This is a genomic window from Leptospira alstonii serovar Sichuan str. 79601 (assembly GCF_000347175.1).
Classification (GTDB): Bacteria; Spirochaetota; Leptospiria; order Leptospirales; family Leptospiraceae; genus Leptospira; species Leptospira alstonii.
The window spans coordinates 150,001-157,500 of the sequence record NZ_ANIK01000035.1 but is presented as its reverse complement, the minus strand read 5'-3'; the positions used below and the strand labels follow the sequence as shown (position 1 = coordinate 157,500).

5 protein-coding genes (2 of these 5 cut by a window edge) are annotated in these 7,500 nt (G+C 45.7%); all 5 read left to right on the top strand.

The window, feature by feature from the left end; translation table 11 throughout:
- Positions 1-3,435, top strand: partial view of a DNA-directed RNA polymerase subunit beta' gene (gene rpoC / locus LEP1GSC194_RS09105; protein ID WP_020773335.1) — the 3' portion only. 780 nt of this gene lie to the left of the window's left edge; only the last 3,435 of its 4,215 coding nucleotides appear in the window; its start codon lies off the left edge, out of view; it ends in the stop codon at positions 3,433-3,435.
- Positions 3,436-3,733: 298 nt separating this feature from the next.
- Positions 3,734-4,108: a 30S ribosomal protein S12 gene (gene rpsL / locus LEP1GSC194_RS09100; protein WP_001142358.1), complete on the top strand. Its 375-nt coding sequence runs from the start codon at positions 3,734-3,736 to the stop codon at positions 4,106-4,108.
- Between the two features lie 16 nt (positions 4,109-4,124).
- On the top strand, positions 4,125-4,598 hold the full coding sequence (gene rpsG, locus LEP1GSC194_RS09095) for a 30S ribosomal protein S7 (RefSeq protein WP_002748192.1): 474 nt from the start codon (positions 4,125-4,127) through the stop codon (positions 4,596-4,598).
- 432 nt (positions 4,599-5,030) lie between these two features.
- Complete coding sequence (locus tag LEP1GSC194_RS09090) at positions 5,031-6,911, top strand: elongation factor G-like protein (RefSeq protein WP_020773339.1); 1,881 nt, start codon at positions 5,031-5,033, stop codon at positions 6,909-6,911.
- A gap of 35 nt (positions 6,912-6,946) precedes the next feature.
- Positions 6,947-7,500: the start of an elongation factor Tu gene (gene tuf / locus LEP1GSC194_RS09085; RefSeq protein WP_036041860.1), read on the top strand. The gene runs 652 nt beyond the window's last position; only the first 554 of its 1,206 coding nucleotides appear in the window; it begins with the start codon at positions 6,947-6,949; its stop codon lies off the right edge, out of view.

The window sequence follows — 7,500 nt, the reverse complement described above, 5'->3', positions numbered from 1 at the left end:
GTCATCAACCGTAACAATCGTCTCAAAAGACTTCTCGCTCTGAAAGCTCCTGAGATCATCGTTCGGAACGAAAAGAGAATGTTGCAAGAAGCGGTGGACGCTCTCTTCGACAACTCTCGTAGAAAACGCGCCGTAAAAGGAAAGGGAAACCGTCCTCTTAAATCCATCTCCGACATGCTCAAGGGGAAACAAGGCCGTTTCCGTCAGAACCTTCTCGGTAAGCGGGTAGACTACTCCGGTCGTTCCGTGATCGTAGTCGGCCCTGAGTTGAAATATCACGAGATGGGTCTTCCAAAGAAAATGGCTTTGGAACTTTTCAAACCTTTTATCATGAAGAGACTTGTGGATCTGGACTTAGCTCCGAACATCAAGTCCGCTAAAAAGAAAGTAGAAGCCGAAGACAAAGAAGTTTTCGACGTTTTAGAATACGTCGTAAAAGAGCACCCTGTGATGTTGAACAGAGCTCCGACCCTTCACCGTCTCGGGATACAAGCGTTTTTACCGATCCTTGTGGAAGGAAAGGCGATCAAACTCCATCCTCTTGTCTGTCACGCGTTCAACGCCGACTTCGACGGGGATCAGATGGCGATCCACGTTCCTCTGACTCCAAAAGCTCAGTTGGAAACTTGGATGTTGATGCTTTCTCCTCACAATATTCTGAACCCCGCGAACGGACATCCGATCTGCGGACCGACTCAGGATATCGTATTAGGAATTTATTATTTAACTTCCGAACTTCCGACTCCCGCGGGTGTTCCTTTGAAATCTTTCTCCAACTTGGACGAGGTTCACTACGCGATCGACAGAGGTGTGGTAGAATTCAGAACCAAGATCAGCGTCTATCACCAAGGAAAGATTCTCGAAACGACTCCGGGAAGATTGATCTTCAACACGATTCTTCCGGAAGGTTACGCCTACGTAAACAAACCTCTTTCCGATAAGGAAACAAACAAGATCATCGCGGACGTTTACGACAAATACGGTCCTGCAAAAACCGTATTGATGCTCGACGATATTAAAAAATTAGGATATCGTTATGCGACTTTGTTCGCTCCTACAATCTCTATCGAAGACATTCGTGTGTCTCCGGGTAAGGTCGGACTCGTAAACGATGCGAACAAAGAAGTCGAAAAAGCCGACTCCGAGTATCGCAAAGGGATCATTACAAACGAAGAACGCCGTAAAAAGGTAATCGAGATCTGGACAAAAACCAACGACCTCATCACCGAATCCATGTTCAAGGAACTGGAAAAAGACAAGGGCGGATTCAACCCCGTGTTCATCATGGCGGCTTCCGGTGCGAGAGGATCGAAACAACAGATCCGTCAGCTCGCGGGAATGCGCGGTTTGATGGCGAAACCTTCCGGAGAAATTATCGAGCTCGCGATTCGTTCGAACTTTCGCGAAGGACTTTCGGTTCTTGAATTTTTCATCTCCACACACGGTGCGAGAAAAGGTCTCGCAGATACGGCGTTAAAAACGGCGGACGCGGGTTACTTGACTCGTCGTCTTGTGGATATTTCTCAAGACGTGATCATCTCCGAAGACGATTGCGGAACCGAAGAATCCATTTCTCTCGGTATCGTAAAAGAAGGGGAGAACGTAATCGTTTCTCTGAACGACCGTGTGTTTGGACGTTATACTGCGGAAGACGTAATCGATCCTGTGACCGATCAAGTCGTATATCCGAGAAATACTCTGATTACAAGAGAAGTAGGACAAAAAGTAGAGAATCTCGGTTATGATAAGATCCGAGTTCGTTCTCCTCTGACTTGTGAATCGAAACAAGGCGTTTGTATCTGTTGTTACGGTATGGACATGGCGAGACTCATTCCTGCGGAAATCGGGGAAGCGGTCGGAACCATCGCGGCTCAGTCGATCGGACAACCCGGAACTCAGCTCACGATGAGAACGTTCCACATCGGTGGCGCCGCGTCCGCTAAGGTTCAAGAGAAAGAACACAAGGTTTCTTATACTGCGATCGTAAACAATATCAACGGACGTCTGCTCCGTAACGATAAAGAACAAAACGTATTCTCTCGTCGCGGATCCATCGTAATTCAGAGATTGATTCAACAATACAAGACCGAAGAACTTTCCAACTTACGCGTTGAAAACGGACAGAAGGTGGATAAGGGAGAATTGGTGGCTACTTCTCCGAGCGGAGAAAACATCACTTCCGAAATGCCGGGAACCATTCATATTGAGAATGGGGTTTTCCGTATCTTGGGAGAAGAGGCAGTAATTCCGGTTAAAACCGGAACCGTCGTGAACGTAAAAGTAAACGACATCACTCAGCCGAACCAACCGATCGCTGAATTTGACCCTTACAACGAAGTGGGAATTTCCGAATTCAACGGAAGCATTCAGTGGATGGATCTGGAAATCGGAAAGAACGTCAGAAGAGACGAGGACGTTAAAACTTCCAATATTCTCTTGAAGGTAATCGAACAGAGAAGAGAAAAACTCAACCCGAGAATCACGGTCATTTCCGGAAGTTCGAGAGAAGAATACTCGGTTCCTGTGGATGCGATCATCTCCGTTCAAGACGGGGACAAAGTGAAGGCCGGAGATATTCTTTTCAAAATTCCTACTGTGGCTGAAAAAACTCGGGATATTACCGGGGGACTTCCGAGAGTCGACGAGCTTTTCGAAGCGAGAAGACCGAAGGATGCTACAACTCTTGCCGAAACCGACGGAAAGATCGAGATCAGCGGCGAGATCGTAAAAGAAAAACGGATTCTTTATATCCATCCGGACAATCCGGATCAGGAAAAAGTAAAGGTTGCGATTCCGATCGGGAAACAGATTCGGGTTCGCAACGGAGACTTCGTGAAAAGAGGAGATCAAATCGACGACGGTAATCTCGATCCTCACGATATTCTCCGAGTAAAAGGTGTGACTGCGCTTCAAGTGTATCTCGTTCAGGAAGTTCAAGAGGTCTACAGACTTCAAGGGGTTCATATCAACGATAAACACATCGAGGTTGTGGTTCGTCAGATGCTCCGGAAAGTTCTGATTACGGATTCGGGTGATACCAGTTTCGTAAATCAGCAACAAATCGATAGACTTGTGTTCAACGATGAAAACAAGAGAGTGATCGCGGAAGGTGGTTCTCCTGCGGATTCGGTTCCGATTCTTCTCGGACTTACAAAAGCTTCCTTGAATACGGAATCCTTCTTCTCGGCCGCTTCCTTCCAGGAAACGACCAAGGTTCTTACCGACGCGGCGATCAAAGGAAAAACCGATAACTTGATGGGCCTCAAAGAGAACGTCATTATCGGTCACATGATTCCTGCCGGAACCGGAACGAAGAAGTATAAGGATATCGTGGTATTCAAATCCACTTATGGAGATCTCGATCGTCCTCTCGCAGAAGAAGAGGAAGAGGAGATCCCACAAGCGATCGCCGAAGAATCTGACGCGGATGAATGAAATGTCGCGATTTTAAAACGCACTTTTTGAACGAACACAAAGTAGGAGCGTTATAGGCTTTTATTTTGTGTGAGTCCGCAAAATTCTTTCGTATAGTTTTTCGGATATCGAAAAAGAAAAATTCACGATTCTCCCTTCAAAATCAAACGAAGCGGAGAGTCTTGATGGATGGAAAGGGCCAACTCCGAGTTACCGTCGGGTTCAAGCCCGATTAGAATGACCGTCATTCACTTTACAAATCGAGAGTGTTTGACGATCTGGTAAAAACGATCTGAAATTTTTTTAGAGAAGGATATTCATGCCAACAATCAGTCAATTGATTCGCCACGGCAGGCAAAAGCAGAAGAAGAGAACTAAATCTCCTGCATTAAAGAGCTCTCCTCAGAGAAGAGGAGTTTGTACGAGAGTAATGACGTTTACTCCGAAAAAACCGAACTCGGCTTTGAGAAAAGTCGCAAGGGTCCGTTTAACAACTGGGATCGAAGTGACTGCATACATTCCCGGCGAGGGACATAACCTTCAGGAACACAACGTGGTTCTGATTCGCGGCGGAAGAGTAAAAGACCTTCCAGGGGTTCGTTATCATATCATTCGTGGAACCCTCGACACCTTGGGTGTGGATAAGAGAAGAAACGGTCGCTCCAAATACGGTGCGAAACGTCCTAAGGCTTAATCGGGAGAATTGAATCATGTCTAGAAGAAGAGGAAAAGTTGAACCCCGGAAAATTACTCCGGATCCAGTTTACAACGACGTTCAAGTTGCGAAGTTTATTAACTGCCTAATGTTGAGTGGCGGTAAATCCGTAGCTGAGAAATTATTCTATGATGCGTTAGAAATCATCCAGAAAAAAACCGGAAACGATCCTTACACTACTTTCCGCGAAGCATTGGAAAATGCGAAACCACAAGTGGAAGTAAAGTCCAGAAGAGTGGGTGGGGTTACCTATCAGGTTCCTATCGAAGTTCGTCCGGAAAGAAGACTCGCTCTCGGTATTCGTTGGTTGATCCGTTATTCCAGAGATAGAAACGAAAAGGGAATGGCTTCCAAACTGGCTGCGGAATTTATCGAAGCTCAGAAGGGAACCGGTTCCGCTATCAAGAAAAAAGAAGATATCCGAAAAATGGCGGAAGCGAACAAAGCTTTCAGCCACTATCGCTGGTAAGAAAACGTTTTATAGGCTCCGGAAGTCGGAGTCGATTTCAGATCGTAAAAAGAGAGGCCTTTGCCTCTCTTTTTTGTTTATAGGAAGTGAAGTTTGAGTTTTTCGTAATGTTGTTTCTCAGTGAAACTAATGGTATTAAAGTCCTAAAATCTATCCTCTTAAATGCGTGAGCGATCGAGGCGGAGCCAAGAAATTGAAATTAGAGAAGAAGAATATAATAAAAATAATATACAATTTAGGGGTCAGGAATTAGTGAATAGTTCCTTTTTAGTCTGAAAAGAATCAAACTCTGACAAAGTAAAATTTTTCTATTCTGTAAATTCCTTGTAAAGTCCTAAAACCTATCCACTAATTCCTTACGGTGTGGATTCCTTTGAACGGCTTCAAAAACTACTTCCTAAAAAATAAGAAATCCCCGAAAGGCAAAAACAAATGCAGATCTTGAACGTTGGAATTTTTGCTCATATCGACGCGGGTAAAACGACTCTTTTGGAAAGAATCCTTTTTGAGTCGGGAAAAATCCGTAAGCCCGGAACCATCGAAGACGGTACGACCGAATCCGATTATTTGTCGGAAGAAATCGAACGCGGGATCTCCATTCAAACCACACTTGCGAGAGTTTTTTGGCCGAGCGAAAAAGAACCCAAGGTTCTCTTTCAATTTTTGGACAATCCCGGTCATCTCGATTTTCAAAGTCAGACGGGAGCGTCCCTGATCGTTGCGGATCTCGGAGTTGTTTTGATCGACGCGTTCGAAGGTTTAAAATCGCAGACGCTTCAAAACGTAGAATGGCTCCGCAAAAGAAAAATTCCCATTCTATTTTTCTTAAACAAATTAGATCGAAAAGGAATCGATATCACGGATTCCCTCGTGGATTTGGAAGCGGTTCTTGAAAAGGAACCGGTTCTTCTTTGGAAAGAAGGCGAGGAATGTGCCTTACTTCAGGAGCGTAGTTCCGACCAAGGACTTCTGCCTCTTTTGGAATGGAATTCCGAACTTTCGGATCGTTATTTGGAAAACCCGGATTCTCTTGCCGACCTGGCGCGCCAGGGTTTTACCGAAGGATTCTGGAAGGGAGAATTTTTCCCGGTTTTTGGAGGCGCCGCCTTACACGGAGACGGTGTGCGGGAACTCCTCGCCGTTCTCGAACTTCTCTCCGTCTCGTATCTGCCGGAGTTCCGACCTAAAGAAGAGTTGGGGATTGCCTTTAAGCGGGAACTCCACCCGGATCTGGGCAAAATCGTTTATATTCTTCCTTCGCGGGAGTTCCCACAAAATTCCTCATTTTACTCGGAATCGGGCGAGGGACGATTGCGCTCGTTTTACCTTTTATCCACCCGGGATTTCGAGGAAACACCAAAGACGCAACCCCGGGAAATTATCGTCGGAACGGGATTGGAATTTCTAAAGCCGGGGGACATTCTCTATTCATCCGCGCAAAAAGAATATAAGTCGGAACTCGCTCCTATTCGAAAACAGTTTCAAATCTTACTCGAGCCGGAAGCCGCCGAACATAGGGATTCGCTTTGGAGTTCTTTGCAAACTCTTACTTGGTTGGACGAAGGTCTGGAAATCAAAATTCTTCCGGACACGGGACAGATGCAACTTTCCGGTCTCGGAGAATTACATCTGGAAGTTTCTCTTTCACGTTTGCGCGAATTCTTTCCGCATAAATTCAATCTCAGTGGGATAAAAGTTGCAAGGTTTGAGCTCTGGAAAAAAATGGTACGACAGGGTGAATTTCAGCATACCGCGTTTGATCAAAAAATCTCAAGCGGACTGGTGCACGCCTCTCTGGTCAGCTCTAACAGCTTTACCCGAGAAGTGCGGTTTGAAACTAAGATTACTGAAACTCTAGAAGAAGCTATTACATCAGCATTTTATGAAGTAGTGGCAAAGGGATCCAAGGGAGAAGAAGTGCTCGGCTTGGATCTAATCGTTCATCGTTACGATCCGCCGGATCAAACGATCGACGTTTCTTCCCTTGTAAAAGTCGCCGTCATCAAAGGCTTAAAGGACATAATTCCGGAACATACGGAATTGGTCGGCCCGGTTTCCCGTTTGGAGATTTTGATACCCGATTCGTCGTTAGGCGATGTGTTCGGTTCTCTCTCTAAGAGAAACGCGAAGATTCAGGAAGTAATTCCTCTTGGAGACGGCAAGTCGCTTGTGCACGCAAAGGCTTCTACGGAAAACTTGCTTGGCTTTGCAGGCGTTCTTAGAAATATGACACAGGGAAGGGGTGTTCTGTCTATAGACTCCCTCTTTGACCCTGAACACTATAACGTAATTACATTAGTCGATTCCCGTTAGGGTTCGTTAAAAAGTAAGGAGATTAAAAGGTCGCTATGGCTAAAGAAAAATTTGATAGGTCGAAACCTCACTTAAACGTTGGTACAATTGGTCACGTGGATCATGGTAAAACAACCCTGACGGCAGCTATTACTACTACACTTGCAAAAGCGATCGGTGGTAAGAACAAAGCTGTTGCTTACGACCAAATTGATAACGCTCCGGAAGAAAAAGCTCGTGGGATCACCATTGCTACTTCTCACCAGGAATATGAAACTGCTAACCGTCACTACGCACACGTAGATTGTCCCGGTCACGCCGACTATGTGAAGAACATGATCACAGGCGCGGCTCAGATGGACGCGGCTATCCTCGTTGTATCTGCAACTGACGGACCAATGCCACAAACAAAAGAACACATCCTTCTGGCTCGTCAGGTAGGCGTTCCTTACGTGATCGTATTTATCAACAAAGCTGATATGCTTGCTCCCGATGAAAGAGCGGAAATGATTGAAATGGTTGAAATGGACGTTCGCGACCTTCTCAACAAATATAGTTTCCCAGGAGATACGACTCCTATCGTTCACGGTTCCGCAGTAAAAGCTCTGGA

What these genes read in the sequence shown, in the direction of transcription:
- rpsG (WP_002748192.1), top strand. Translation starts at nt 4,125, where the DNA reads ATGTCTAGAAGAAGAGGAAAAGTTGAACCCCGGAAAATTACTCCGGAT.
- rpsL (WP_001142358.1), top strand. Translation starts at nt 3,734, where the DNA reads ATGCCAACAATCAGTCAATTGATTCGCCACGGCAGGCAAAAGCAGAAG.
- LEP1GSC194_RS09090 (WP_020773339.1), top strand. Translation starts at nt 5,031, where the DNA reads ATGCAGATCTTGAACGTTGGAATTTTTGCTCATATCGACGCGGGTAAA.